Annotated in this window: 27 protein-coding genes; 15 read left to right on the forward strand and 12 right to left on the reverse strand. The window is 67.2% G+C overall.

The annotated features are described in order from the left end of the window. From ASF63_RS07780 to ASF63_RS07795, 4 genes are all read right to left on the reverse strand, one after another. Entirely contained in the window at nt 1–1,494 is a 1,494-nt protein-coding gene (locus ASF63_RS07780; RefSeq protein WP_056511674.1) for an ABC transporter substrate-binding protein, read from the reverse strand. Nucleotides 1,495–1,522: 28 nt separating this feature from the next. After that, nucleotides 1,523–2,218: a DUF1684 domain-containing protein gene (locus ASF63_RS07785; RefSeq protein ID WP_056511677.1), complete on the reverse strand. Its 696-nt coding sequence runs from the start codon at nt 2,216–2,218 to the stop codon at nt 1,523–1,525. A 374-nt stretch (nt 2,219–2,592) separates the two neighbouring features. After that, the gene (locus tag ASF63_RS07790) at nt 2,593–3,717 is read right to left on the reverse strand and encodes a hypothetical protein (protein WP_056511680.1); all 1,125 of its coding nucleotides are present in this window, start codon (nt 3,715–3,717) and stop codon (nt 2,593–2,595) included. Then, on the reverse strand, nt 3,714–4,676 hold the full coding sequence (locus ASF63_RS07795; RefSeq protein WP_235560734.1) for a hypothetical protein: 963 nt from the start codon (nt 4,674–4,676) through the stop codon (nt 3,714–3,716). Before ASF63_RS07795 ends, ASF63_RS07790 begins: the two co-directional genes overlap by 4 nt. 152 nt (nt 4,677–4,828) lie before the next feature. On the opposite strand from ASF63_RS07795, the gene ASF63_RS07800 reads away from it, so the two are divergent. Together ASF63_RS07800 and ASF63_RS07805 are read left to right on the forward strand one after the other, a co-directional pair. After that, nucleotides 4,829–5,824 carry a hypothetical protein gene (locus ASF63_RS07800; RefSeq protein ID WP_157534272.1) on the forward strand — a complete coding sequence of 332 codons (996 nt, stop codon included), beginning with the start codon at nt 4,829–4,831 and terminating at the stop codon, nt 5,822–5,824. 133 nt (nt 5,825–5,957) lie between these two features. After that, nucleotides 5,958–6,317, forward strand: a complete 360-nt coding sequence (locus ASF63_RS07805) for a hypothetical protein (RefSeq protein WP_235560735.1) — start codon at nt 5,958–5,960, stop codon at nt 6,315–6,317. An 86-nt stretch (nt 6,318–6,403) separates the two neighbouring features. Here ASF63_RS07805 and ASF63_RS07810 read toward each other — a convergent pair whose 3' ends face one another. Further along, nucleotides 6,404–6,991 carry an Lrp/AsnC family transcriptional regulator gene (locus tag ASF63_RS07810; RefSeq protein ID WP_235560736.1) on the reverse strand — a complete coding sequence of 196 codons (588 nt, stop codon included), beginning with the start codon at nt 6,989–6,991 and terminating at the stop codon, nt 6,404–6,406. Nucleotides 6,992–7,140: 149 nt separating this feature from the next. Between ASF63_RS07810 and ASF63_RS07815 the strand changes: the two genes are divergently transcribed. From ASF63_RS07815 to ASF63_RS07835, 5 genes are read left to right on the forward strand one after another with little or no spacing between them, the layout of a single operon-like run. Beyond that, complete coding sequence (locus ASF63_RS07815) at nt 7,141–8,727, forward strand: ABC transporter substrate-binding protein (protein WP_056511688.1); 1,587 nt, start codon at nt 7,141–7,143, stop codon at nt 8,725–8,727. Nucleotides 8,728–8,741: 14 nt separating this feature from the next. Further along, nucleotides 8,742–9,803: an ABC transporter permease gene (locus ASF63_RS07820; RefSeq protein WP_053098208.1), complete on the forward strand. Its 1,062-nt coding sequence runs from the start codon at nt 8,742–8,744 to the stop codon at nt 9,801–9,803. Then, complete coding sequence (locus ASF63_RS07825) at nt 9,800–10,711, forward strand: ABC transporter permease (RefSeq protein WP_056511692.1); 912 nt, start codon at nt 9,800–9,802, stop codon at nt 10,709–10,711. Before ASF63_RS07820 ends, ASF63_RS07825 begins: the two co-directional genes overlap by 4 nt. Further along, entirely contained in the window at nt 10,708–11,583 is an 876-nt protein-coding gene (locus ASF63_RS07830) for an ABC transporter ATP-binding protein (RefSeq protein ID WP_082477936.1), read from the forward strand. Before ASF63_RS07825 ends, ASF63_RS07830 begins: the two co-directional genes overlap by 4 nt. Next, nucleotides 11,576–12,415, forward strand: coding sequence for an ABC transporter ATP-binding protein (locus ASF63_RS07835; RefSeq protein WP_056511695.1), 840 nt, complete (start codon nt 11,576–11,578; stop codon nt 12,413–12,415). The genes ASF63_RS07830 and ASF63_RS07835 overlap by 8 nt, the downstream gene beginning before the upstream one ends. A 309-nt stretch (nt 12,416–12,724) precedes the next feature. Here the strand turns inward: ASF63_RS07835 and ASF63_RS07840 are convergent, their stop codons facing one another. Further along, nucleotides 12,725–13,423: a hypothetical protein gene (locus ASF63_RS07840; RefSeq protein ID WP_235560737.1), complete on the reverse strand. Its 699-nt coding sequence runs from the start codon at nt 13,421–13,423 to the stop codon at nt 12,725–12,727. A gap of 229 nt (nt 13,424–13,652) precedes the next feature. Here ASF63_RS07840 and rpsF point away from each other — a divergent pair, with 229 nt between their 5' ends. Genes rpsF through rplI form a run of 4 tightly spaced genes read left to right on the forward strand, consistent with a single transcriptional unit; the run spans nt 13,653 to nt 15,308 of the window. Continuing rightward, nucleotides 13,653–14,021, forward strand: a complete 369-nt coding sequence (gene rpsF / locus ASF63_RS07845) for a 30S ribosomal protein S6 (RefSeq protein ID WP_029264265.1) — start codon at nt 13,653–13,655, stop codon at nt 14,019–14,021. A gap of 5 nt (nt 14,022–14,026) precedes the next feature. Continuing rightward, nucleotides 14,027–14,539, forward strand: coding sequence for a single-stranded DNA-binding protein (locus ASF63_RS07850; protein WP_056311050.1), 513 nt, complete (start codon nt 14,027–14,029; stop codon nt 14,537–14,539). 50 nt (nt 14,540–14,589) lie between these two features. Beyond that, nucleotides 14,590–14,844 (forward strand): 30S ribosomal protein S18, encoded by a 255-nt coding sequence (rpsR, locus tag ASF63_RS07855; protein WP_042541518.1) that lies wholly within the window; start codon nt 14,590–14,592, stop codon nt 14,842–14,844. 11 nt (nt 14,845–14,855) lie between these two features. Beyond that, nucleotides 14,856–15,308: a 50S ribosomal protein L9 gene (rplI, locus tag ASF63_RS07860; RefSeq protein ID WP_056511701.1), complete on the forward strand. Its 453-nt coding sequence runs from the start codon at nt 14,856–14,858 to the stop codon at nt 15,306–15,308. Nucleotides 15,309–15,368: 60 nt separating this feature from the next. Here rplI and ASF63_RS07865 read toward each other — a convergent pair whose 3' ends face one another. From ASF63_RS07865 to ASF63_RS07875, 3 genes are all read right to left on the reverse strand, one after another. Continuing rightward, on the reverse strand, nt 15,369–15,794 hold the full coding sequence (locus ASF63_RS07865) for a hypothetical protein (RefSeq protein WP_056511705.1): 426 nt from the start codon (nt 15,792–15,794) through the stop codon (nt 15,369–15,371). Nucleotides 15,795–16,181: 387 nt separating this feature from the next. Continuing rightward, the gene (locus ASF63_RS07870; protein ID WP_082477938.1) at nt 16,182–18,011 is read right to left on the reverse strand and encodes a chaplin family protein; all 1,830 of its coding nucleotides are present in this window, start codon (nt 18,009–18,011) and stop codon (nt 16,182–16,184) included. Nucleotides 18,012–18,120: 109 nt separating this feature from the next. Further along, entirely contained in the window at nt 18,121–19,143 is a 1,023-nt protein-coding gene (locus ASF63_RS07875) for a hypothetical protein (RefSeq protein WP_056511708.1), read from the reverse strand. A 552-nt stretch (nt 19,144–19,695) separates the two neighbouring features. Here ASF63_RS07875 and dnaB point away from each other — a divergent pair. After that, a complete protein-coding gene (gene dnaB, locus ASF63_RS07880; RefSeq protein WP_056311057.1) occupies nt 19,696–21,069 on the forward strand; it encodes a replicative DNA helicase in 1,374 nt (457 codons plus the stop codon). A gap of 921 nt (nt 21,070–21,990) precedes the next feature. Here dnaB and ASF63_RS07885 read toward each other — a convergent pair. Together ASF63_RS07885 and ASF63_RS07890 are read right to left on the reverse strand one after the other, a co-directional pair. After that, nucleotides 21,991–22,986, reverse strand: coding sequence for a hypothetical protein (locus ASF63_RS07885; protein WP_162238874.1), 996 nt, complete (start codon nt 22,984–22,986; stop codon nt 21,991–21,993). A gap of 146 nt (nt 22,987–23,132) precedes the next feature. Then, complete coding sequence (locus ASF63_RS07890; protein WP_235560738.1) at nt 23,133–23,468, reverse strand: nuclear transport factor 2 family protein; 336 nt, start codon at nt 23,466–23,468, stop codon at nt 23,133–23,135. Between the two features lie 226 nt (nt 23,469–23,694). Between ASF63_RS07890 and ASF63_RS07895 the strand changes: the two genes are divergently transcribed. Then, nucleotides 23,695–24,003: a winged helix-turn-helix transcriptional regulator gene (locus ASF63_RS07895; protein WP_235560739.1), complete on the forward strand. Its 309-nt coding sequence runs from the start codon at nt 23,695–23,697 to the stop codon at nt 24,001–24,003. A gap of 15 nt (nt 24,004–24,018) precedes the next feature. Here the strand turns inward: ASF63_RS07895 and ASF63_RS07900 are convergent, their stop codons facing one another. Further along, nucleotides 24,019–24,513: a MarR family winged helix-turn-helix transcriptional regulator gene (locus ASF63_RS07900; protein ID WP_056511713.1), complete on the reverse strand. Its 495-nt coding sequence runs from the start codon at nt 24,511–24,513 to the stop codon at nt 24,019–24,021. A gap of 151 nt (nt 24,514–24,664) precedes the next feature. On the opposite strand from ASF63_RS07900, the gene ASF63_RS07905 reads away from it, so the two are divergent. Together ASF63_RS07905 and ASF63_RS07910 are read left to right on the forward strand one after the other, a co-directional pair. Continuing rightward, a complete protein-coding gene (locus tag ASF63_RS07905; protein ID WP_082477942.1) occupies nt 24,665–25,477 on the forward strand; it encodes an MBL fold metallo-hydrolase in 813 nt (270 codons plus the stop codon). Continuing rightward, nucleotides 25,468–25,890 (forward strand): nuclear transport factor 2 family protein, encoded by a 423-nt coding sequence (locus ASF63_RS07910; protein WP_056511716.1) that lies wholly within the window; start codon nt 25,468–25,470, stop codon nt 25,888–25,890. Before ASF63_RS07905 ends, ASF63_RS07910 begins: the two co-directional genes overlap by 10 nt. Nucleotides 25,891–26,216 lie beyond the last annotated feature (326 nt).

Below are 26,216 nucleotides of genomic sequence, written 5' to 3' on the forward strand. Positions count from 1 at the left end.
TCAGGACTTGACGATGTCGTAGGCGAAGAACTGCGAGTTCAGGCCGTTGACCGGGTAACCGCTGAGGTCGCTCGAGGCGACCACGATCTGCGGGTAGAGGTACAACCATACGCTCGCGGCATCCTCGGCGATCTTCTCGTTGACCTGCTTCAGCAGAGCCGTCTGCTCGTCGGTCGTTGCGGCCTGCTCGGCCTCGGAGACCCACTGCTGCACGTCGGCGTCGTTGTAGCCCCAGTAGAAGTCGGGGTTGCCGTACCAGACCACGTCACGGTCGTTCACGTGCTCCTGCAGGGTGGCTTCGAAGTCCTGCTCCTTGAACACCTTCGTGTACCACTCGTCGGCGCTGATCGTGTTGATCTCGACCGTGATGCCGACCTCGGCGAGCTGCGACTGCAGGAACTCCGCCACGGCGGGGTGCGGGTCATAGCTCGGGGTGTCGAGCGTGAACGTGAAGCCGTCGGCGTATCCTGCCTGGGCCAGCAGATCCTTCGAGAGCTCGACGTCGTAGGGGTTCACCTTCGTGAGGTCCTCGTACCAGGGGTCGGTCGGCGGCACCATCGAGCCGATGAGCGTGCCGTAGTCGCCCCAGATGGACTCGAGGAGCTTCTGGGTGTCGACGGCCGAGTAGATGGCCTTGCGCACGAGTGCATTGTCGAAGGGGGCGACGCGGTCGTTGAACGCGAGCAGCTCCTTCGTGGTCGAGGTGCCCTCGCTGATCACGTAGTCGTCGGAGTCGAACTGCGTGAGCGAATCAGGGCTCTGCACACTGGTGATCACATCGATCTCGCCGGTGGCCAGAGCGTTGTTCTCGGCGGTCGCGTCTGTGAAGTACGTGTAGACGACTTCGCCGTTCTTGGCGGGCTCGCCCCAGTAGTCGTCCCAGCGCTCGAGGGTCAGGGTCGAGCCCTTCTTCCACTCGTCGAGCGTGTAGGGGCCCGTGCCGTCTTCCGATCCGGTGATGTCGCCGGCCTCGTCGTTGACGATCCAGACGTAGCTGAGGTTGTAGAGGAACGAGATCGACCGCTGCGACAGTGTGAAGACGACGGTCTGGTCGTCGGGCGTCGCGATGTCGGCGATGGTCTTGAAGCTCGACTTGCGCGCCGATACCGAGTCCTCGGCGGTGACGGCCTCGACGCTCGACTTCACGTCGGCGGAGGTGAGCGGGTCGCCCGAGTGGAACGTCACGTCGTCGCGCAGCGTGATCGTGTAGGTGAGGCCGTCGTCGGACACTTGGGCGTCTTCGGCGAGGAGGGGCTCGACGTCGCCGTCGTCGGTCAGGCGGTAGAGGCCCTCGTAGACGTTGCCGGTCAGTGCCTCGGTCACACCCTGGCCACCACCCTGCGTGTTGCTGAGGTTGGTGGGCTCGTACAGCGACCCGATGAAGATCGTGGCGTCTTCGCTCGAGGCGTCGTCAGTGGTGCCCGACGCGCAGCCGGCCACGAGGGCGAGCGTGGCGACGGCGCCGAGCGCGCCGAGAATGCGGGTTCTTCTCATGAGTACTCCAGGGTGAGCGTGTGCGGCGTCACGCCGCGTAGATGTCGAAGCCGTCGCGGAAGACGACGTTCTTCTCGCCTGCTCGGATAGGCAGGGGGAAGCGGTTGGATGCCGGCGGCAGCGGGCAGTTGTACTGCGCGCTGAAGCCGCAGGGCGGCACGAAGGCGCGGTTGAAGTCGAGCACCACGGTGCCGGCGTCGTCGCGCAGCTCGACGAACAGGAAACGTCCCGATCCGTAGGTCTCGGATCCGTTCGTCTCGTCGCCGAACACGAGCAGCAGCGTGCCGCCGTCGTCGAAGGCGGCGAGATCGTACTCGCGGCCGTCGAGTGTGAGGCGGATGTCACCGGGTACGACGAGATCGCGCGTTCCGCCGTTGTCGCGGATGTGCTCGAACGACACCCGGCGATCGCCGGACACGGGGGTGAAGTGACCCTCGAGAACCCACGCGGGGTCGTACTCGTACGTGTCGATGCGGTCGAAGGCGCGGATGGCGGGTGATTCTGCATCCCAGACGCGCAGCCCGTGCTCGGTCTCGCCGGTCTCGATGTTCGTTCGCTGGATCGGCGTCACGGTCACGGTGTCGGATGCCGCCTGCTGCTCGGCATCCAGATCGGGCAGGTCTCCCGTCCAGCGGGTCTCGATCAGCGCGAGGTTGCCCGTCGCGGACGTGACGGAGGCGCGGCGCTCGGCCTGCCAGTGGGTGTGATCTTCGCGTTCAGACATCACCTTCCATTCTCTTGCATGCAGACGGAGGTGGGGCCGTGGCCGTCACTCGGAGTAATGCCCGATAAGAGATGTGCGCCACGATGCACGAATGCGGCCCTCCGGAGAGCCTTTCGGCCCGCATTTCGTGCATCATTCGGCGGGATTCGACCGGTTCGGTCGACTCTCTCCCGCGCAATGGAATGCAACGTATACCGGTATACCATTACTCATATACGCGCAGAGTCGTCAGTCCCCAGCTGACCCGCGCGTGGACGGTTCGACCGTCCTGCGGAGGGAGAGTCAGATCTTCTTCTGATCCCGAGGGGGGATGGGGTGGGAGCGCTGATCCCCAGTCAGCACCCACCCCCACAACCCACCCTCGGGGGTTCCGTTCAGAACGATCTGGACCAGAACCAGAACACCGCGAAGCCGATCACGACGACGAACGGCAGCCACGGGAAGCTCTTCTTGAGGCGTCTTCCCTCGTGCGCGACGCCCGGCGGCGGTGAGAGCAGGCCCACCGGCGGAGCGAACGGCAGCCGCTCGCTCGCGGGCTGCGACGCGGCGGGAGGAACGGCGGATGCCGACGTGGCCGCCGTGGGGTTCTCGAGAAGCAGTCGCTCGTCGCGCCAGCGTTCCCACTGGTCGAGCTTGGCGATCACGGCGCCCACCGCGCCGAACAGCCACGCCCAGGTCGCGGGGTCGAGCGTCGAGGCCTTGCGCTGCGTGTAGAGGAACAGCCAGTCGTCGACGATCTCGACGTCGAGTTCTGCGGCGTTGTCGATGAACCTGGCCATGATGTCGGGCGTGAACAGATAAAGCGCGTCGCGCTCGTAGCCCTCGGGGCAGTAGAGCGTGAAGTACTGATCAAAGTCGCCCTCCAGTGAGAGGCGCTGCTCGCGCTGGAACGACGCGGGCAGGTTCGAGCCGAAGCCGTTGTTGCCCTTCGCGTCCAGCACGATGTTGGGCAGCGGCACGTCGAGCTTCACGGCGACGTAGCCCCAGCGGTGGGTGGTCGAGTTCTTCCCCGATCCGGTCGTGTACTGGTAGTTGCCGAACTCCACGAAGCGGGGCTCAGTGCCGCGCACGAGATCGGTGGCCTCGCGGGAGCGTCCGAGGGTGAACAGCATGCCCGGGAGGGCAGGGTCTACGACCCTGGCCTCGTACCCCATGCCGTTCGCCCGCGCGAAGGCGTCGAGGCGGTACCGCGCGACGCGGGACCGACGCCAGCTGACGACGGCGATCGTGATGCCGACCGCGGCTGCGGCGAGGATGCCGAGACCGGCGAACGATGACGCTCCAGGATCGGTGAGCATCGAGACCATCGTCGCGCCGACGAGCGTCAAGGCGACGACGAACACGAGCCCGAAGACCACGATCGCGATGATCGAAGTGGCCGAGACGGCCGACGTTCCGCGAGCGCGAAGTTCGGTCTGGAAGGCGCTGACGGCCCGCGGATCGACGGGATCGGTGAGCGGGCGGGAATCGAACGACGGGGCCGGCTGCGGAGCACTCATCGGTTCACCTCGTCGGCATCCCAGGTGAGGTCGGCGTTCTCGGGGATCGGGAACGCCTCGAGGCGCTCGTCGGCGCAGATCGCGGCGACGAGCTCGGCGGACCCCGCGATGATCGTCGAGTCGTAGTCGACCTCGCTCACGAGAGTCCACGCATGATCGTCCGGCCACAGGATGCTCGGGCTCTGCGCCGAGGGAGGGAAGCCGTGCTCCTCGCCCGGGCGGTCGCGCCAGGGCACGTCGAGCACCCAGTCGGAACGAGCGAAGTCGCTCACCGCGCCGCGGAAGAGCACGTGATCGCGCCCGGGGAGGCGGAGCCGCGGCCCCTCCGAGATCTCGCGCGACAGGATGCCCTCCTGCCAGGTCGGCTTACGGAAGGAGTTGTTGAGAGGGTCGCGGATGCTGCGGTCGAGCATCGCCTGATGGTTCGGGTCGTCGCTGAACGTGAGGAAGGCGCGCGACGGGCCGTGGCCGAGATGCCCGAGAAGATCACCTCGACCCTCCCAGAGCGCCGCAAAACCGGCATCCGGAGTCGTGGTGTGTGCGGCGAGGTGCGCCGCGATGATCGCAAGCGTCTCGGGCGCGATCTCGCCCTCGATGGGGCCGGTGAACTCGCGACCGTCGGGGGAGAGGCGCAGGTTCCAGTCGCCGTCGGGCGGGGTGCGCACGATCCGCTGCCACTGGGCGAGCGGGTGCAGGGTGGTGCCGAACGCGTATGCCGTCTCGGCCCAGGTCGCAGGCTCGTCGACGTACTGGTCGCGGAGCCTCAGGTGCTCTGCTTCCGACATCCGCTCGTACTCCTCGAACGAGGGCACCGGTCGGTCGGGCAGGGAGCGCACGATCGCGGGGTGCAGGATGCGGGCATAGGCGGGGAATCCATGCGGCACGACCGCGTGCATGGTCGCTTTCCAGGGCTCGTCGAGCCGATCGCGCAGCCAGTCGCCGGCCGAGGTGTCAGACATCCAGTGCATGCGACCCACGGTACCTGCGAGGAATCGCTTCACCCGGGGGCGCGTCGAACGGGCCAGAATATGCGGAGGAGCGCGCGAACGTCGCAGACGGTCGCGTGGAACGAGACGGTTCGGGAGGGCGTCCGATGGTCGATGGTGTCTCTGTGGTGTCCGGCGAACGGGTCTTCCGTCGGCATCCCGCGCGGTCCGTCGTGAGTGCGATCCTGCTCTCGGCGGCCCTGTCGGCTGCGGCCCTCTTCATACTCCCGCAGTTCCTGCCGCGGCGGATGGACCTCTCGACCCGCGGCACGATCGTGCTGGTCGTGGCCGTCGTCCTGACGCTGGTGATCTTCGTGTCGATCTTCTGGCTGCGCAACACGCGCGTCGTCGTGCGCGCCGACAGCGTCGAAGTCGGTCGTGCCGGGAACCGCGAGGTGTTCGACCGCGCGACCACCGCGTTCCGGTCGAAGATCACCGAGCACCGCACCAACGGAATCCGCAGCGGCATCACCCGCGCGCTGATCATCCACAACGGTGGCAGGGAGATCACGGTCGAGCTCGTCGGCTTCACGCGGGCGACGTTCAACGACCTGATGGCGATGCTCAATCCGATCGCCCCTCCGCCCACGGCCGACCCCGTCGCAGCAGCGCGGGAGCGGGCCCAGCTGCCCTCGTCGTTCACGGTCGATTCGTCGGGCGAGCGTCGGCTCGCGAGCGGGCTGATCATCGGCGCGGTGGTGCTGCTCATCGTCGCCGCGGCCGTCGGTGCGCTCGCCGCGTCACCCGGTTTTCTCGACGGAGATCTCTCCGCGCTGGTGCTGCTGGTGCCGCTCGCCGGCGTCGCCGGCATCGGGCTCGCGATCGGAGCGTCCCAGCGCCGTCGTGTGCTGAAGGCGATACCCGCTCACGTCATGGTGAGCCATCACGGCATCCGATTCGATGACACTGACCTGCCGTACGCGCAGCTGACCCGCATCTGGCTGACCCCGGCGGGCTATCCGGTGCGGCGCATCCGGTTCGAGCGAGCGGCCGGACGCACGACCGTGCACGTGCTCGGATCACCCCGCGTGCAGATGTCGCCCGAGTACACGGCGTTCCTCCTCGCGGTGCGGGCCGAGACGGCTCGCTACCCTGAGTTGCTCCGCCTCGACCTCGAATGAGGGGTCAGACGAAACGGTGCCGTCGATGAGCACCGCAGCCGTTTCGTCTTGCACCGTTCACCGGGTGAGCGGCCGGGCCAGACGCTTGTCAGACAGTTCCGAAGGCTGCCGAACCGCCCTCCATAATCGGATCATGACGTCCCCCGCATCCATCCCCTCGCTCGACGGCCGCCGCTTCACGATGGTCTCGTCGACCACCTCTGTCGTCGACGCCGCCGCCCCCAGCGAGTTCGTCTACCGCGAGAAGGATGGCGCGATCTGGGGTGACTACTCGGGTGACACCGTGACCTTCGGCCGCTTCGTGGGCACGCGCACCGGCGACACCATCTGGGTCTCCTTCGTGCACGTCCTCGTCGCCGACGGCACCGTCGTGACCGGCGACGGCGAGAGCGAGCTCGAGCTCACGGACGACGGACGCATCCGCCTCGTCGAGCACTACGAGATGCACGGACTGCCGCAGCTCAGCGTCTGCGAAGAGCCCGCGGCAGCCTGATTGGGGCGTTTCGTCTCGGTCGGCTTCGCCGTCCTCGCTCAACGACCGGGGGCTGGCGTCCGTCCTCGCTCAACGACCGCGGGCGGTCAGCGCGGCGGCAGCATGTCGCGGCCCGGCGTCGCCGGCGTCCACCGGGTCATTCCCAGCGGCGTGGCCAGGTCGCGCTCCGGCAGGTCGCTCGGCAGCAGGAACGAACGGCGGATCACCTCGTCGAGCACCACGACGCTGACGACCGTGCGCACCTCGGGCAGCTGGGCGATCACTCCCGTCGTGAACTCGTGCACACCGCTGACGTCGACCGCGCGGATCAGCAGCATCGCGTCGTGCTCACCCGTCGTGATGGCGCACCACTCGATGTCGGGCATCTCGAGCACGCTCTCGCGGAAAGACGCCCACGCCTGCGGGTGCACGGTCACGAAGACGAGCGCCCCGATCGAGAGGCCGGCCTTGGACTGGTCGACCCGAGCACTGAAGCCCGTGATGACTCCGTCCTGCATGAGCGATTCGACACGCGTGTAGGCATTCGCTCTCGAGATGCCGACGGTTTCGGCGAGTGCAGCGATCGAGATGCGACCGTTATCACGCAGCGTCTCGAGGATTCTGTATCCGATGTCGTCCAACGGGGCGGCACTTCGTCCAGATTGCCTCACGGCTTCATCGCTCTTGGTGGACACAATGCTCCTCACGGGCGGGGTCTTGGACAGACTGTGATGACGTCTGCATTCTTGCTGGACACATAGTCCCATACAATGCGAATCTGATCACCGGTCGTCCACCCGGCGTCGACCGAACCCGATGAAACTCCTCGCCCCTGGAGGCCCATATGTCGTCACGTCGCAGCACGTCCGTCATCGCGATCGGAGCCGTCGCGCTCTTCGCTCTCGCCGGTTGCTCCGGTGGCAACTCGGCGAACAACGGGGGAGAATCCTCCGGTTCCGACTCGCTGGTCATCGACACCGCGTTCTCGATCGAGACCGCTGACCCGGGTCACACCTACGACCCGACCGGCAACATGATCGCCAAGGCGCTCTACGAGACGCTCGTCGACTTCGAGGGCTCGGATGTCTCGACCCCGGTCCCCGGCCTCGCGTCGTGGGAGCAGAACGACGAGGCGACCGAGTTCACCTTCACTCTCGAGGGCGACCGTGTCTTCTCCGACGGCACGCCGATCGAGGCGAAGGACGTCGTCTTCACCCTGCAGCGCATCCAGGGCATGACCGACGCGAAGCCGAACTTCCTCCTCGGCGGCCTCACGATCACCGAGGTAGACGAGAAGACGATCTCGATCACCTCCGAGACGCCGCTGCTGCAGCTTCCCGCTATCCTCGCCAACCCGGCACTCGGCATCGTCAACTCCGACGTCGTGATCGAGAACGGCGGAACGATCGACGGCACCGACAGCGCGCAGGAGTTCCTCGACGGCACCTCCGCGGGTTCCGGCCCGTTCGTGCTCGACACCCTCGACCTCTCGTCGCAGGTCGTGCTGACCAAGAGCGACGAGTACAACGGCGACGAGGAGGCCGCCTACGGCCGCGTCGTCGTGCGCAACGTCTCGGAGAGCGCGACCCAGCTCGCGAACCTCAAGGGCGGCGACTCGATGGTCGCCATGGACCTCAACGGCGACCAGGTCTCGGGCCTCGGCGACGGACTGAACGTCGAGTCGGTGCCGTCCGGTCAGACCATCTTCCTGCTGCTCAACCAGTCGGAGGCCGTCGCGGGTGACCTCGCGAACGTCAAGATCGCCGAGGCGATCCGCTACGCGCTCGACTACGACGCACTGCTCGAGCTGGCCGGTGCCGGCGCCGTGCAGGCCACCGGAGTCATCCCGCCCGGATTCGAGGGAGCCCTCGACACCGGTGTCGAGCAGGATCTTGACAAGGCCGAGGCCGCGCTCGCCGAGGCCGGCTACACGGGTCAGACCCTGAAGCTGCAGTTCCCGAACGACTACCCGGTGGGCGGCGTGGAATTCACCCCGCTCGCCGAACGCATCCAGGCACAGCTCGAGGATGCCGGCATCGCCGTCGAACTCGCGCCTGCCCCCTTCGCCACCGAGCTCGACGCGTACGTCAACGGCACCGAGGGCTTCGGCCTGTGGTTCTGGGGCCCCGACTACGCCGACTCGGCGAACTTCCTCCCGTTCGCTCCGGGTCTGAAGGTCGGCCTGCGTGCCGGCTGGGCGGCTGAGGCCAACCCCGAGATCGCGGGCATCGCAGCCAGTGCTGCCGCCGCGACCGACGAGGCTCAGCGGAGCGCAGCCTTCACCTCGTTCGCCGAGGCGATGCAGGAAGAGGGACCCTTCGTGCCGCTGATCGTCCCCGGCCGCAACATCGCCACGGCGGATGCCGTCTCCGGTGCCGTGTACAACTCGGTGTGGGAGATGGACATCGCCGAGATCACGCCCGCCGGTTGATCAGGGGCTGACTCATGACGACGGTGGCCGTGCGACGGCAAGCACAGCGTCGCAGGTCGCCGCTCGTCGGATACCTGCTGCGCCGGATCGGCACTTCGCTGCTCCTGCTCGTGGGGGTCACGATCGTGACCTTCGCGCTGACGAACCTCGTGCCGGGCGACCCCGTGTCGGCCGCGCTGGGGGAGGGCGCATCTCAGAACCCCGAGACGCGTGAGGCCTTCATCAAGGCGCAGGGCCTCGATCAGCCCCTTTTCGTGCAGTACTTCATCTACATGGGCAACCTGCTTCGAGGAGACCTCGGCACATCGCTGGTGACCGGGCGACCGGTCACCAGCGACCTGGCCACCGCGGTGCCGGCAACGATCGAGATCGCGATCGGCGCCATCATCCTCAGCCTCGCGGTCAGCGTCGTGCTCGGCACGCTCGCGGCCTACCGGCGCGGACTCGTCACCGACCAGGTGATCCGCATCGTGACGCTGATCGGCCTGAGCGTGCCGACGTTCTGGCTCGCACTCGTCAGCTTCTATGTGTTCTTCCTCGAGCTGCGGATCGCGCCGGGTTCCGGCCGCATCTCGCCGTCGATCACCCCGCCTCCGCGCATCACCGGGCTCTACACGGTCGACTACCTGCTCAACGGAGACGGCGTCGGATTCGCCGATGCCCTCGCGCACCTCGCCCTGCCGGTGATGGTGCTGTCGCTCGTGACGATCGGCCTGCTCACCCGTTTCATCCGCACCTCGGTGCTCGAGGTGCTCGGCAGCGACTACGTGCGGGCGGCACGCGCCAAGGGTCTTCCCGCGATGCGTGTGATCCTCGACTACGTGCTGCGCGGAGCATCTCTCCCGATCCTCACCGTCGTCGGCGTGGCCTTCGGCTCGCTGCTGTCGGGAACCGTGCTCGTCGAGTCGGTGTTCGCGTGGCCGGGCCTGGGCACCTACGCCTACAACTCGGCGGCCAACCTCGACCTCCCCGGCATCATGGGCGTGGGTCTCGTCGTCGGATTCATCTACCTCCTCATCAACTTCGTCGTCGATCTGCTCTACGGCGTCCTCGACCCGAGAGTGAGGATCGCATGAGCCGCATCGACTCGGCATCCGGCCCCTGGCGGTTCCGCTTCCGCTGGCCCCGCGCGTGGCGCACGCCGCTCGGCGTGATCGGCACCGTCATCGCGGGCGCCTGGATCATCGTCGCCTTCACCGCGCAGTGGTGGGTGCCGTACGGCCCCAACGCCCAGGTGCTCCCTCGGCTGCAGGAGCCGGGCATCGACACCCTGCTCGGCACCGACGGCAACGGCCGCGACATCTTCTCGCGTCTGATGACGGGTGCGACCGTGAGCCTCCCGCTCGCGCTCATGCTCGTGATCGCCGCGATGATCATCGGCACCGTGATCGGTGCCGTCGCCGGCTACTTCGGCGGCTGGGTCGATGAAACGCTGATGCGCATCACCGACCTGTTCATGGCCTTCCCGACCGTCATCCTCGCGATGGTGGTGGCGGCATCCCTCGGCCCGTCGCTGTTCAATGCGGTGATCGCGGCGATCGTCGTCTCGTGGCCGCAGTACTCGCGAGTCACCCGCAGCATCGTGCTCGGCCTCCGCGGGCAGAACTACGTGATCGCGGGTCGCCTGCTCGGCCATTCGCCGCTGCGGACGCTGTTCATCGACATCCTGCCGAACATCGCCGGCCCCGTGCTGGTGCTCGCGACGCTCGACATCGGAGCCGCGATCCTGCTGCTCTCCGGCCTCTCTTTCCTCGGGCTCGGTGCGCAGCCGCCGACCGCGGAGTGGGGATCCATGATCTCGGCGGCCATGCAGAACTTCGACGCGTGGTGGCTCGGAGTCTTCCCGGGGCTTGCGATCCTGACCGTGGTGCTCGCCTTCAACTTCCTCGGCGACGCGATGCGCGACATCCTCGACCCGACGGCCGAGGTCACTCACGAGAAGCAGGCCGACCACGTCGCCTCGGCGAAGGGAGCGGCAGCATGAACGCCCCGGCCCCCGTCACAGTGCTCAGCATCCGCGACCTGACGATCGAGATCGGTCGTCCGCTCGTGCACGGCGTCTCGATCGACCTCGAGGCCGGCCGCATCCACGGCCTCGCCGGCGAATCCGGATCGGGCAAGACTCTCACCTCGCTCGCCGTGCTCGGGCTCCTGCCCCGCCAGGCGCGCACCGGCGGTTCGATCACGCTCGCGGGGGAGGAGCTGGTCGGCATGCGTCGGCGGGCTCTCAACCGCATCCGGGGCAAGCGCATCGCGATGATCTTTCAGGATCCGTCGGCGTCGCTGCACCCGCAGCTGCCGATCGGCCGCCAGCTCACCGACCACATGCGCGTGCATCTCGGCCTGCGCGGCGAGGCCGCGAGGGCCCGGGCCGTCGAGCTGCTCGAGACGGTGCAGGTGTCGAATCCGGATGCCGCGCTCAAGCGCTACCCGCACCAGTTCTCGGGCGGTCAGCGGCAGCGCATCGCGATCGCCTGCGCTCTCGCGTGCGATCCCGAGGTGCTGCTGGCCGATGAGCCGACCACCGCGCTCGACGTCACCGTGCAGGCCGGCATCCTGCGTCTGCTGCGCGACCTCGCGACCGAACGCAACCTCGCCGTGCTGCTCGTGACCCACGACCTGGGCGTCATGAGCGCCATCGCCGACGAGGTTGCGGTGATGAAGAACGGGCGGATCGTCGAGCGGGCCGACCGCGCGACACTGTTCCGCGACCCGCAGCACGAGTACACCCGCACGCTGCTGGCCGCTCTGCCAGGGTCGAAGCTCGAGATCGCGGATGCCGATGTCGCGGTCCTGGATCCGGTGCTCTCGGATCCGGTGCTGACGGATGCTGCTGAGGAGGCCCGAGATGAGTGAAGTCGCCGTCCTCGACGCGCAGGATGTCGTCGTCCGCTATCCCGGAAGCCCGCCTGTGGTGGCCGTCGACGGTGTCTCGCTGACCGTCGCCCCCGGAGAGACCGTCGCGCTCGTGGGCGAGTCCGGCAGCGGCAAGTCGAGCCTCGCTCGCGCGGTCGTCGGCATCGAGAAGCTCGCCGGGGGAGAGGTGCGCTTCCGCGGTGAGCCCGTGAAGCCGCTCGGCATCCGTCGACGCGATCTCGCTCTCACCGGCATCCAGATGGTGTTCCAGGATCCGTCGACGTCGCTGAACCCGCGCCGTCGTGTGGGCGACCAGATCGCCGACGGCATCGCCACGGCGCGTGCCCGTGGCGCCGAAGGCTCGACGGTCGCCGAGTGGCTCGAACGCGTCGGACTGCCGACCGAGGTCGCCACACGCTTCCCGCATCAGTTCTCGGGCGGCCAGAAGCAGCGCCTCGCGATCGCGCGGGCGCTCGCCGCGCGGCCGTCATTGCTCGTCGCCGATGAGCCGATCTCGGCGTTGGATGCATCGACCCAGACCAGCGTCGCCGGTCTCATGCGCGACCTCGTCGCGGAATCCGGTGCGGGGATGCTGTTCATCTCGCACGACCTCGCCGTGGTCCGACGCATCGCCGACCGCACCTTCGTGATGTTCGCCGGCCGGGTGCTCGAAGCCGGGGCCACCGACCGCGTGTGGTCTGCTCCGCAGCATCCGTACACGCAGGCGCTGCTCGCCGCGATCCCCGAGCCCGACGGTGCCGGCCGCATCCCGATCGCGCCGTCGACGAACGAGCGCACGGTGTGGTCGGAGATCGCCCCGGTCCTCGACTGAGCCGCGCTGGGTCGGTCGGTCGCGCACGCAACGAAGGAGATGTCTCGCAATGAAGGACGGATGCGGCGCATTGCTCCTTCGATGAGTGCGATCTCCTTCGCAACGAGGGTGACCCGCGAGCCCGTGTCCCCGCGACGCACCTCCGGGAGGAGAACTGCGCCAGGGGAGGATGCCTGCGGCTCATCGTTCCTCCCGAGGGCGGGTCTTCCTCCCGAAGGGCAGGCCGAAGTCCTCGCCTGACGCGGAATCAGCCCCCGAACGCACTGCGGGCCGAGGCGATCGCCCCGGCCCGCAGTGTCTGCTCGTGGATCAGAGCGGTGCGACGATGTCCTGCTCGACGTCCCACTCGGTGATCTCCAGCGAGGTCTCGATGGCCTGGCCGGCGGCCTCGGTGGATCCGGTGGTGGCGAGCACCACGTAGTCGCTCGTGACCTCGAAGGTCACGTCGACGGCCACGCCCTGCGCCTCAGACGTGCCGGTCAGGAGGTAGACGTCCTGACCCAGGCGCGTGCCCGTGCCGGTGACGGTGAAGTCGCCGGTCAGAGCGCCCGCGGCCGTCGCGGGGTCGGTGTCGGCGGCGGTCTGCGCACCGCTGCTGAGGGCGGCGATGATCGGGTCGCTCGAGTTGGGGTCTGCGACCTGCCACTCGCTCGTGGACGTCTTGACCCAGGCGTCGTCACCGATCACGATCAGCGATCCCATGGGCGTGATCGTCTCGACGGCATCCGTTCCCGGGTTGTACCGGGCGGTCGTGTCCATGCCCAGGATGCTGGTCTTGGCGGCATAACCGGCGGTGTCGGTCATCGCCTCGGTGATGCAGGCACCCAGGGCAGCACCGTCGACGGTCGCGCCTTCGGTCAGCTCGGGGCAGTCGGACTCGGGTGCGGTGGTCTCTTCCGCAGCCGCGGTGGGCTTGTCTTCGGCAGGCTCGTCAGAACCTGCGGTACATCCGGTCAGCACTACGGCGGCGGCGAGCATGACGCCGACACCCCACTTGTTCACGCGCATGGCGTTTCCCCCTTCGGTCGTTGTCGTGCATCGCCTGTCGGCACGCACGCATACCAGCATGCCAACTCAGCGGCGATGCGTGTGGAGGCGGTCCGAAGTTTTCTCCGTTAGACTGTCAAGGTTGTCTGCCATCGGGCACCCACTCGGGTGGCTCGGCGGATGACGTGCACACACCCTCCTGCTTCCGGGAAAGTCCCGGAAGCCGTTCTAGTCCGAAGGAGGTGGGTAAGTGACGCACCAGTACGAACTCATGGTCATTCTGACCCCCGAGATCGACGAGCGCCAGGTCGCCCCTACGCTCGACAAGTTCCTGAAGGTCATCACCAACGATGGTGGCTCGATTGACAAGGTCGACATCTGGGGCAAGCGCCGTCTGGCTTACGAGATCCAGAAGAAGAACGAGGGCATCTACGCCGTCGTCAACTTCACGGCGACCAGCGAGGCCACGCAGGAGCTCGATCGTCAGCTGAAGCTGAACGAGCAGATCATGCGTACGAAGGTCCTTCGCTCTGAGGAAGCTCAGGCGATGGTCGCTTCGGAGGCCAAGCGCTCTGAAGAGAAGGCTGCCCGCAAGGCCGCCAAGGCTGCGAAGGCCTGAGTCCGATGGCCGGCGAAACAGTCATCACCGTGGTGGGCAACCTCACGGCCGACCCCGAGCTGCGTTACACGCAGAACGGACTGCCGGTGGCGAACTTCACCATCGCTTCGACGCCTCGGAACTTCGATCGCGCCGCCAACGAGTGGAAGGACGGCGAAGCGCTGTTCCTCCGCGCGTCGGTCTGGCGCGAATTCGCCGAGCACGTGGCGGGTTCGCTGACCAAGGGAATGCGCGTCATGGCGCAGGGCCGTCTGCGTCAGCGCTCCTACCAGGACCGCGAAGGCAACCAGCGCACCGCGATCGAGCTGGAGGTCGACGAGATCGGCCCCTCGCTTCGGTACGCGACTGCACAGGTCACCCGTGCGGCCTCGACCGGTGGCGGCGGCGGTGGCGGCGGACAGTCGCGCCCCGCTCAGCAGCAGCAGGTGTCGGAGGAGCCGTGGTCCACGCCCGGCTCGTCGACCAGCGCCGATGCCTGGAGCACTCCGGGCAGCTTCGGCGACGACACCCCCTTCTGAAACAGGATCTCCGGATGCTTCGGCATCTGTCTCAAAACTAAGGAAAAACAATGGCTGGAAAGTCGAGCGGCGACCGCCGCAAGCCGCGGAAGGGTGGCAAGCCCACCGCTCCCGCGAAGTCGATCCGGGTCGGAGTCATCGATTACAAGGATGTCTCCACCCTCCGTAAGTTCGTCTCGGAGCGCGGCAAGATCCGCGCCCGTCGTATCACCGGTGTTTCGGTGCAGGAGCAGCGTCTGATCGCCACCGCGATCAAGAACGCGCGCGAAATGGCACTCCTGCCCTACGCTGGCGCCGGCCGGTAAGGGGTAACGAGATGGCAAAGCTGATTCTCACGAACGAGGTCGCCGGGCTTGGTAGCGCCGGTGACGTGGTCGAGGTCAAGAACGGGTTCGCCCGCAATTACCTCATCCCCCAGGGCTTCGCTACGGCGTGGACCCGCGGTGGCGAAAAGCAGGTCGCTTCGATCCAGGCTGCTCGTCAGGCGCGTGCGATCCATGACCGCGACGAAGCCGTGGCCCTGAAGAACTCCCTCGAGAGCACCAAGGTGCGCCTGGCCGTCAAGGCCGGCAACGAGGGTCGCCTCTTCGGCTCGGTCAAGACCGATCACATCGCGGATGCTGTCGCAGCCGCGGGTCTCGGCTCGATCGACAAGCGCAAGGTGCACATCCCGTCGGCGATCAAGACGACCGGTGAGCACGAGGCCACGGTTCGTCTGCACGACGACGTGACCGCAGTCATCACGCTGCAGGTCGTCGCCGCCAAGTAAGGCGCGACGCTCTCGAATGCCCCCTGTCCTTCGGGACGGGGGGCATTCTGCGTGTGCGGGTCAGACGAGGCCGAGTTCCGCGGCGCGGCGGGGGTTCGCGGGCGACGTCCGTTCGATGTCGGCTGCGCGTGACCACCCTGCGTCGTCCACGGGAACGCCGCGGGAGTGGATGAGGCGCAAGACATCCTCCACTGCGTCGACGAAGTCGCCACCCACGTGCGAACCCGCCACCAGCGAGATGATCACCCGAGCGGAGTCGGGACCGCGCTCACCGAGCCAGACGACGATGGCTCCGTGCACTGAGACGGGACCGAGCCGGGTCGTGAGTGCTGAGAGGCCGCTGCCCCCGATCAGGACGTCGCCCAGGGCTGATCCTCGTCGATAGACCGCCTGCGCACCCGAGCCGTGTGGCGGCGCATCCGGGCGAAAGTGCGCGGCCCGCACCGCACGGTCGATCTCGGCCAGAACCGTGCGAGTCGCATCCATCGGAACATCGAACGTCCGCGCGCCGTTGACCGCCCACCGCAGACGTCTCGAGCTGAGGTTCACCGGGGGAGCCCCGGGGCGGGGGTCGTACGAGTGCGCGGTCGCCGATGTCTTGGCGCTGACCGAGGCGCGGGTGCCGGACGACGGTGATCGATCTGCATGGTGACCTCCCCGAGCGAGTCTAGGCAGGTGATCCTCTGCGGCTGGTCTGAATCGCGCACGAGGGCACGACGGATGCCCCGCGTTGGGGACGCGGGGCATCCGTGAACTGTGCGGCATCGTAGACCGCGGGCTGGGCTGGGGCCCCTTGCTCACCGCGTCACGGGATCCGCACACCGACGGTGCCGCATCTCCTCCCCCGAGGATGACGACACCGCCGGGGTCTGGCTACGCCGTCACGTGGCGACGGCGCAGCATCCCGGCTCCGAGCAGGAGCAGGAGCGCGGCCGCCGCGGCGTATCCGAGCGAGGACGAACCGCCGGTGGCGGCCAGTCCCTGCGCGGATCCGGCCGCGGTCACCGCACCACCGCTGGTGAGACCTGCGGTGAGCGTCATGCCTGAGTCGGTTCCCTGCGTGGTTCCGGGGTCGGTTCCGGGATCGGTTCCCGGATCTGTCCCGGGGTCGGTTCCCGGGTCCGTCCCGGGGTCGGTTCCCGGAGTGGTGCCCGGGGTCGTCACCGTGCTCTCGCCGACCACAGCGATGGCGTTGCCGCCGATCGTGATCGGAAGCGCGATCGGTGCGGTGACCTGGGTGCCGCCGAGGATGCCGTCGTCACCGGTGGTGGTGCTGCCGGTGTTCGTGCCGCCTGCGGTGGGTGCGGTGGTTCCGGTTCTGCCGGTGACGGCGCTGTCTCCGAGGACGGAGATGGCGTTGCCGGTGGCGGTCACGGGTGCGGTGACGGGTGCGGTGACCTGGGTGCCGCCGAGGATGCCGTCGTCACCGGTGGTGGTGCTGCCGGTGTTCGTGCCGCCCGCGGTGGGTGCGGTGGTTCCGGTTCCGCCGGTGACGGCGCTGTCTCCGAGGACGGAGATGGCGTTGCCGGTGGCGGTCACGGGCGCCGTGACCGGTGCGGTGACCTGGCTGCCGTTGCCGACCCCGTCATCGCCCGATGTCGCGGCTCCCGTAGCGGGTGCCGCCGGAGCGGGCGCAGCAGGAGCCGTTCCGCCCGTCGCCGAGCTCTCTCCGAGGATCGCGATCCCGTTGCCGGAGACGTTCACGGGTGCGGTGACGGGTGCGGTGACCTGGCTGCCGCCGAGGATGCCGTCGTCACCGGAGGTGGTGCCGCCGGTCGAGCCGCCTGCAGCGGGTGCTGCGGGAGCCGTTCCGCCGGTGACGCCGCTCTCTCCGAGGAGCGAGATGGCATTGCCCGAGACGTTCACGGGTGCGGCGACCGGTGCGGTGACCTGGCTGCCGCCCAGGATCCCGTCGTCACCGGAAGTGCCGGTCGTCGTGGCGGGTGACGTCGCCGGGGAAGACGGAGCCGATCCGCCCGTCGCCGAACTCTCTCCGAGGAGCGAGATGGCGTTGCCCGAGACGTTCACGGGTGCCGTGACAGGTGCGGTGACCTGCGTCCCGCTGCCTACGCCGTCATCGCCCGAGGTGGTCGGGGCGACGGAGCCGCTCGTCGGTGCGCTCGAGGAGGCCGGTGCTGCGGCATCCTGGCCGAGAGTCTCGCTCTCGCCGAGCAGTGCGACGGAGTTGCCCGACACGGTGACGGGGACGTCGACGTGCAGCAGGGCCTGGGTGCCCGACAGCAGACCGTCGATGCCGTTCGTCGTGATCGACGGAGCCGGTGCGGTGGGGGCCGGGGCCTGGGGAGCCTCAGCCGTCGCTTCCGGAGCCGTGCTGCTCGACGAGTCGCCGAGCACCGTGATCGCGTTGCCCGTCACGGTGACGGGCAGTGTGACATCCACGACGGCCTGGGTGCCGGACGCGGCGCCGGAGTCGCCGCTCGTGGTGGGAGCGGGCGCTGGGGCCGGAGCGGGCGCAGGAGCGGGCGCTGGGGCGGGCGCCGGCTGCGCGGAGGAGCTCCCGAGGATCGAGACCGCGTTGTCGACGATCGTGACGGGCACCGAGATCGGTGCAACCGCCTGGGTCCCCGAGAGAAGGCCGTCTTCTCCCGAGGTGTCTGCCGCATTGGCGGCAGTCGCGCCGAGCAGGGTGATCCCGCCGGCGAGAAGCGTTCCCCACAGGGCCCGCTTGATGAAAGTGCGCATGATGACCTTCTCCTGACTGAATTGGGTGTGTCTGGATGGGTGCACGCGGAAGAGCGAGTGCGCGCGCAGCACGGCATCTGTCGTTCACGAGGAACGACCGGACAACCCGTCAGTCAGGAGAGACGTCGGTGTCGGCGACCAGAGACGTCGGCAGGACGTCGTCGGGTGCACCGGGGGTGCGTTCCACAGCACGGAACGCGGGAACGCCCACGTCGCTGAGACGCGCGTGGGAGAGAGCGGATGCTCCACCGGAGCCGGCGGAAGAGGAAGGCGTCACCGGTCCGCCGACGGGCGGCGTGAAGGGCGCGGTGTCGCCGGACTCGGGCGCACTCGTGGCCGGAGCAGCGGGGGGAGCCACCGGCGCGAGAGCGGATGTTGCGGAGTCGCCGGCCGGCTGCGAGCGAGTGGGCGCAGTGGTAGCCGGAGGTGTCGAGGTTGAGCGGACGTCGACATCGAAGCCCAGGGAGTCCAGACCCGGAAGCGCCGAACCGCTCTCGGAGCGACTCGGGTCGAGGGCGACGAGTACGGGCGGAACGGTGTTCTCCACCACTCCGCCGACCACGTCCGTCGTCGCATCGACGACACCGACGACGTCGTCGAGCAGTGTGTCGACCCCGAGCTCCTCGATCAGGCGGCCGACGCCGGGGAGGGCTGCGAGAGCATCCTGCACCGGGGTGACGATCTGAGAGACCGGAGCCTCGGTGAGCAGATCAGTGACCGGAGTGACCACGGCCTGAGCGGTGTCGGTGACGGCCGCGACGACGGGAGCGGCGGCGGGCCCCACGACGGGGACCTGAGTGACCGTGTCGGAGACGTGCTCGACGACCGGGGGAGCGGCCTGCTGAACGGGGGCGACCACCTGGGTCACGACGGGTGCGACGACCTCTGTGACGACCGGCTTCACGACCTGCGTGACGATAGGCGAGCTCACGGCGGTGACCGTGTCGCCCACCGACGAGACGGTCTGGCTCACGAGCGACGTGACTCCGTCGAGCAGAGGGGCGTCGGAACTCTCGTCGGCATGCGCGGAGGACCCTCCGGTGAGGACGGTGATCGCCGCCCACGCGAGCGCGCCCATGCCACCCCAGAGGGCGATGGCCGGAAGGCCGCGCCGGGTTGCCTGAGCGTTCACGTCGACTTCCCTCCCCCGAGAGACGATCGTTCGTCCGACGCACGTCGCGTCGATTGGGGGTGACGATACTCCCGGTATTCCGGCATGTCTAGAGGGATCTGCTCGAAGACGATGACATCTCGCGCACATTTCCGGGCGTTGCGTCGTGTGACGCGCCCGGTGAAATCTCGGCTTGACTTTCCCCAGGTTCTACACATCCCGTACCGGATTCGGTGAACCTTCAATGCGCAGTTGAAGCACTTTCTCATCCACAGGGTGGGGAAACTGAAAAGGCCAGCTCAGGCGGATAAAGAAAAGTCTGATCCGAGGTAGTCCACCGGGTTATCCACATGTGTTCTGCACAGACTCTCCGGACTTGTTCGCACGCTTTCCACATAGTTATCCACAGGCAGTGTTGCGACCGAAAACCCCCGCTCGTAGCGTGGTCGAGCGACCCGATGTCGGAAGCACCTGGTTTGCTGCGCAGAAGGCTTCGAAACGGCCGCGACAGCGCAGCACGGGACCCGGGTTGCACCTCCGCCCCATCACGCTCGTCGCATCGAAGGGAACACTGTGTCGATCGCTGACATCTCCGAGGATCGCCTCGGCGGCAAGCGTCCGCCCGAGCGGACCCCTCCGCACGACCTCCTCGCGGAGCAGAGCGCGCTCGGCGGAATGCTCCTGTCGAAGGATGCCGTCGCAGACGTGATCGAGACGCTCAGGGGCGCCGACTTCTACATCCCGAAGCACGAGCTGATCTTCGAGGCGATCCTCTCGCTCTACTCGCACGGCGAGCCGACCGACGTCGTCGCCGTCACCGACGAACTCATCAAGACGGGCGAGCTCAGCCGCGCCGGCGGTGCCGACTACCTGCACACCCTCACCTCGATCGTCCCCACCGCGGCCAACGCCGGCTACTACGCGGGCATCGTCTCGGAGCGGGCGATCCTGCGCCGTCTGGTCGACGCCGGCACTCGCATCGTGCAGCTCGGCTACGACGGACAGGGCGACGCGACCGATCTCGTCAACAACGCCCAGGCTGAGATCTACTCGATCACGGGCTCCGAGACCACCGAGGACTACGTCCCCCTGCAGATCGCGGTCGACGCCGCACTCGAAGAGATCGAGGCCGCGAGCGGCCGCGACGGCTCGATGACGGGCGTCCCGACCGGCTTCAAGGAGCTCGACGAGCTCACCAACGGCCTGCACGGCGGCCAGATGATCGTCGTCGCCGCTCGACCCGCCATGGGTAAGTCGACGCTCGCACTCGACTTCGCGCGCGCGGCCTCCATCGGTCACAACCTTCCTTCCGTCTTCTTCTCGCTCGAGATGGGCAAGAGCGAGATCGCGATGCGTCTGCTCAGCGCCGAGGGCCAGATCCCGCTGCAGAACATGCGAAAGGGAAACCTCGACCCCCGCGACTGGACCACTGTCGCCGCGACCCGAGGGCGCATCAACGACGCGCCGCTCTACATCGACGACAGCCCGAACATGACCCTGGTCGAGATCCGCGCCAAATGCCGTCGGCTCAAGCAGCGCGAGGGCCTGCGCATGGTCATCATCGACTACCTGCAGCTGATGACCTCGGGAAAGCGCGTCGAGTCCCGTCAGCAGGAGGTCTCGGAGTTCTCCCGTAGCCTCAAGCTCATCGCCAAGGAGCTGCAGGTTCCGGTCATCGCGCTGTCGCAGCTGAACCGTGGTCCCGAGCAGCGCCAGGACAAGAAGCCCGCCATCAGCGACCTGCGTGAGTCCGGCTCGATCGAGCAGGACGCCGACATGGTCATTCTGCTGCACCGTGACTCGGTCTACGACAAGGACGTGCGTCCTGGCGAGGCCGACCTGATCGTCGCCAAGCACCGTAACGGTCCGACCGCGACGATCACCGTGGCCTTCCAGGGCCACTACTCGCGCTTCCACGACATGGCGCCGGGCGGCGACTTCAACTGAGTGTAGGTTCCGAACTAACGCGGCGGATTCCGCTACCAGTAGGCGGTGGTTTGCGGCTTGCGCGGTGATTTGGCGGAGTTCCGACAGGCCGCCGGCGGTGCTGGCGCGCTTCAGCCGCAGGTAGTGAAGCGTTGGTGTGGAGCGGCGCCTACGACCTTGCTTGCTTCACTACGTCGCGCCCGATGAAGCGCGCAGTGTCCTAATGAGGGAGCGTCCGGTCACTGGTCGGCGCTTGGAAACACATGAAACAGCCTTAGGGGTCGGTGACAAGCCAACCGCTGGACGCTGATTTCGGTGTTGGCTGCCTCTGGCAGCTACATGTGCGTCAACACGGCAGCCGGGGCGAGCCTCAGGAACCGGGGTGACTGTCAACGGGTACGGTGTGAGGTTTTCAGGAAGCATCCAGTTGAAGAGTGATCGGGACTGCAGCGGGGGAGTCCCGGAAGGCGCGGCGCGGCACGCGGTGATGGTTTCACCGTAGGCCGTGGGCGCAGGTGCTCCCTGGTCGGACTTCCCACCACAGCTCATACTCGGCCGCGTCCTCCGTGCCGATCAGCCACGGTGGGAACACGGTGTATCGGTCCATTGCGGGACTCCACGATGAGCCCGCTCGGTTCGACTGGGGGGTCGTCCGCGGCCAACTCATCCTCTGTCGTCCAAGATTCGGCGGGGTGCTACTTCGCCCATTCATAGATGAGCTGACCCGTCTGGGACCAGTCCGGCTCGCTCATGCTCTTGGCGATGTCGGTCGGCATCGGCAATCTTGTCAGAAGTGCTGTCGTCGAACGGGGAAAGGCTGCGGGCCGGGGCTTTCGCCTCGGCCCGCAGCCTTTCCCCCAACACACGATCAACGGTTTCGCTCGGCGGGTTGAACGTCATACGCGGTGTGGCCGACCACACAGACCGGACGCCTCGCGGCGGTCAACCCGCGCTGTCGATCGCCGGGGGCGCGTCAACGATTTCCTGTGTGAAGCGTCGGATCGTCGTCGGCGCACCGCCCTCGACAAGTGGACTGGTACCGACCGGCACGAGCTCGTCAGTGCCGGGCACGGGCACCTCGGCCAGATACTGAGAGACCTCCACCAACTGGTCGGTCTCCGTGTCAAAGACGAGCCGGCGGATCGCCGTACCGTCATCGAAGCGAACCGTCGTCACAGTCCCCTGCACCGACTCGACTTCAAGACCATCCGAAAGTGCGATCACGCCAAGGAGCACCGCGCGATAGCTAGCCGAGGCGGTCGCCAGATTGCCGTTGACGAGGCTCTCGAAGACCATGGCAACGGCGTCCTCCTTGGTCGTCACTTCGGGGAACTCCGCCAAGACGCCATCCAGAAACTCCTGCGGATCGGACGCGAACGCACCCCAGTCGTCGACTCTAGAGTCGTCGGGGTCGTCGATGGGCCGCACTTCCGCGGGATCATTGCTCCACAGACCCGCATGATAGGCACCCTCCATCTGGAAGACCGAAGAGGGGCGGGGCGTGTCGATGATGTCGTCCCAGAGCCCGTAGGTGTCACCGTAGTAGGAGTTCCACGCCTCCTCGACGGCCTGGACCTCCCCGTTCGCCACGACCGGCTGGTAGAGGCTATCCTCCACAATCGGCGGGACTTCGGCGTCGGACGAGAGGTACGTCGACGTAACCCATCGCGTCGTCAGAACGCCGGTCGCGTCCTGCAGCACATACGAAAAGGGCTCTGCCTCCGTCGGCCGCCCATGGAAGCCCACAACCTGGTCGAACGTCTCGGTCACCTTGAGGTACTTACCCGCCGGTATCTCGGACGCCTGGAGCTGCGCAGAGGCATTCAGGACAATCGTCTCGGCCGCCGCTGCCGACGCCGGCGGCACGACGATCGCGCCGGCACGGCGACCACGACACCAAGTCGAAGAAGAGCTCGAGGGGGCTGGCGGTGCGGCCATGCTCGTGTGGGTCGCGCCCCGTCATGCGTCGAAGGGCGCCAGTGATGGTGGCGGTCACGGTACTTCCTTGTGCAGTTCGTGCGCGTCAGCGCTCCACGAGTACACGCGGGCGGCTCGTGGAGCGCTGACGGCAGGGCGTTTGCGGCTCAGTGGTTAGGTGGAATCGTGAAGCTGCGTAGCTGTCCGTCATGGACGACGAAGATGCCTGTCGACTCTCCGTTGAACACTCGGCTGCGCCAGTCGAAGCGCACCGTGGTGGTCTCGCCCTCGGTATTCGCCGACAGCAAGGTCATCTTCGCGGCGGCGCCGATGGCGTCGGAGGCTGCCCACTGGCGCACCCCAGCAGAACCGGTGTACTCCGTACCCCAGTCGTTCACCAGGCCGTCTGGGGTGAAGAGGTTGACGAACGTTTCCGTGTCGGCCGCATTGATCGCCGCAACGAAGGCCGCGACGGGCGTAGGGACATCAGTGATGCTACCCATTTCAGGTTTCTCCTGTCCGGTTCAGCGGGTCGTGTATCCGCCATTGGCGAAGATGGTCTGCCCGGTGATCCACCAGCCCGCGGTAGCCAGGAACCCAGGCGAAAGCAACCTCGCTGGTACGCCCATGACGCATCCACTAGCGAGCAGGGCAGAGTCGGCGTTCCCCCTCGATACCGACCTTCGAGCGTCATGCGACGAGCAAGGCACCCATACTCTGGTGCGCGACATGCTCGCACTCACGAGCGACCGCTGGTCATTGGTCGTCATTCATGCGTTGGCGCAGGGTCCGGTGCGGTTCAGCCACCTTATGTCCGACGTCACCGGCGTCTCGCACCGGATGCTGACGCAGACGCTGCGACGGCTACAGCGCGACGGACTCGTCGCCCGCACCAGCTATCCCGAATCACCGCCACGGGTCGAAGATGAGCTGACCGGTCTCGGCGCCTCATTCAGTCAACCCTTGGACGCCATGGTGCGCTGGACGGTGACCCATCAGGATGCAATCGAGGCCAGCCGGGATAGATTCGACTCGTGAGTGGCCGGGGCGCGGTCACGGCATGACGGGGAGCTGACTCGCGGCGTGCTTGCTGAGCACCTTGACGGACTCCTCGAAAGCGCCGAGATCGTTCGCAGGGAGTATGGCGAGCACGAGCTGCTCGATGTTGCGCGCGTGGATGGTGGACGCCTCGACGGCGAGGCGCTCACCTTCCGGGGTGAGCTCGACGATCTGGACGCGCCTGTCTTCAGTCGACGCACGACGACTCACCAACCCCAGCTCCACACCGCGGTGCACGAGCCGCGTGGCACCACCTGAGGTGAGCACTTTGGCCTGTGCGATGCCCTTCGTGGAGATGCCGCCTTCACCGGCGCGGCCGACGACCAAGAGCAGTTCGAAGAGCGAGTGAGTCAAACCCGTTTCGTTCTCGAGCGCCTTTCCGAGCAGATACTCCAGGCCGTTGGCAGCGCCCAGCAGTCGACCGAACACCAGGATCCGCGGATCGTTCGCGGCCTCCTTCGCCGATCCGAACTCGTGGTCATCTCTCACCAGACCAGGGTACGCCGCGACGCGACACAGAGATTGGACACTCGAGATCGTTCACAAACTCGGGAATAGCTGAGCAGTCAGCTTTTGTTGCATCTGATGCGCGAGCCGTTCGCGCCCAGGCTCGGGTCCCGAGCTCTCTCAGGAAGGAACTATGACCATGTCACTGAACTTCGATGTCTTCGACCTCGACTTCCCCGCCGGGTCGAAAAACAAGTCAGCCGTCCTCGTAACCGGCGAAACGGAAGCGCTCCTCGTCGACGCCGGCTTCACGCGCGCTGACGGACACCGTCTCGTCGCCGCCGTTCTCGACTCCGGTAAGCGGCTCACCACGGTGTTCGTCAGCCACGCAGACCCGGACTTCTACTTCGGGCTCGAAGTCATCGCAGACGCGTTCCCCGATGCCTCGCTGGTCGCGACGCCGATCGTCATCGACCACATCCGCGCGTCCTTCGAAGGCAAGCTCAAGGCCTGGGCTGCCCTCGGCGCCAACCTCCCGACCCGCCTCGTGGAGCTCACCCCGCTCGACGCGGACGCGCTGACCGTCGACGGTCAGCGACTCGAACTCAAGGGCGGCTCTGCGACGCTGCCCGATCGCCACTACCTCTGGAACCCCGAGCACCGAGCCGTCCTCGGCGGTGTGCTCCTCTTCCAGCAGGAGCACGTATGGACTGCCGACACGGCCACGCCCGAGCAGCGCGCGGCCTGGATCGCACTCCTCGACGAGATGCAGGCGCTCGAACCGCAGATCGTCATCCCCGGCCACCGCCTCCCGGAAACCGCCACAGACGCGAGCGCGATCGACTACACACGCACCTACCTGCAGTCATTCGAGACAATCCTCGACCAGTCGGAAGACGGCGCTGCAGTCACCGCCGCGCTGGTCGAGCGCTACCCGTCCGCGGGTATGCTCATCGCAGCTCAGATCGGGCCGAAGGTTGCGAAGGGTGAGATGACATGGGGCTGAACGAAGACACCACACCGAACCTGTCCACGGCTCCCCGCGACGTGGTCCGCCGGCAGTACCTGGCCTCCGCCGCGGGAGACCTCGACGCCTTGCGGGCAACGCTCGCACCCGACGTCGAATGGAAGGAAATGGCCGGCTTCCCTCTCGCCGGCACCTACCGCACCCCCGAGGGCGTGACTTCGGCCGTAATGGAGAAGCTCGGCGCGGACTGGTCCGACTGGACAGCACATGACGACAGCTACATTGTCGACGGGGAAAACGTCGTCGTCCTCGCCCGCTACACCGCAACCCACCGCGCAACCGGGAAGCCCCTCGACGTCCGTGTCGCGCACGCCTTCGTCGTAAGAGGCGGACTGATCGTCCGATTCGAGCAGTTCGTCGACACCGCCCTCGTGCGGGAAGCAATGGCCTGACCGCTCGGTTGCGTCGCCGGGCTTCAAACGCCGGGCACCTGCGCACGAAGGGACGACACCTCCGCATGGATGCGTCTCCCTCGTGCGCAGGCGGCCACCGACAAGGACGCTCGTGATACGAGCGTTGGGGCTTTCTACTCGGGTGCATGCAGGGCAAGATCGCCCCCGTGCGCTGTCCGCATGGGGCCTGTCAGTGCCCTATACGGACAGCACGAGCGATACGCGATGTCACGTGGAATCTCGCACCCCGGATCGCCGCCAGCTACCTCAAAATTCCCGGATCACCGACCTCGTCGACTATGCCGACTTCGGCGCTCCGGACTATG

This window comes from Microbacterium sp. Leaf320, assembly GCF_001423485.1.
GTDB lineage: Bacteria > Actinomycetota > Actinomycetes > Actinomycetales > Microbacteriaceae > Microbacterium.